This is a genomic window from Mesorhizobium sp. M4B.F.Ca.ET.089.01.1.1, from assembly GCF_004022605.1.
GTDB classification, from domain to species: Bacteria; Pseudomonadota; Alphaproteobacteria; order Rhizobiales; family Rhizobiaceae; genus Mesorhizobium; species Mesorhizobium abyssinicae.
The window spans coordinates 1-399 of sequence record NZ_RZOS01001549.1; the positions used below are offsets into that span (position 1 = coordinate 1).

Sequence of the window (399 nt, forward strand, 5' to 3'; positions counted from 1 at the left end):
CGCGGCGGCTTTTCGAGAGCGGTATCATGGTCAAGGACGGTTCGGCCATGGAGCGCCTCGCGGCGATCGATACTGCCGTGTTCGACAAGACCGGCACGCTCACGCTCGGCCAGCCCCGGCTGGTCAATGCGGACTCGATTGATCCGGGCATGCTGGCAATCGCCGCCGACATGGCCGCGCATTCGCGTCACCCGTTTTCAAAGGCCATGACCGGCTTTGCCGCTCCTGGCGGGCAACACAAATTCGATGCCGTCACAGAGCATCCGGGGTTCGGGATCGAAGCCACTGTCGCCGGAAGCACTTGGCGGCTGGGTCGACGCGGATGGGCTGGATGGAAGGCCCGGACCGGAGGTGAAGGCAAACATGGCTATGGTGGAACGGCCCTGACAAAAGACGGGT

The 399-nt window shown here is 63.9% G+C and carries 1 pseudogene; it reads left to right on the top strand.

Features of this window, described 5'->3' with window-relative positions:
- Positions 1–399 (top strand): annotated as a pseudogene (locus tag EN780_RS38235) (HAD family hydrolase); the annotation flags it as partial.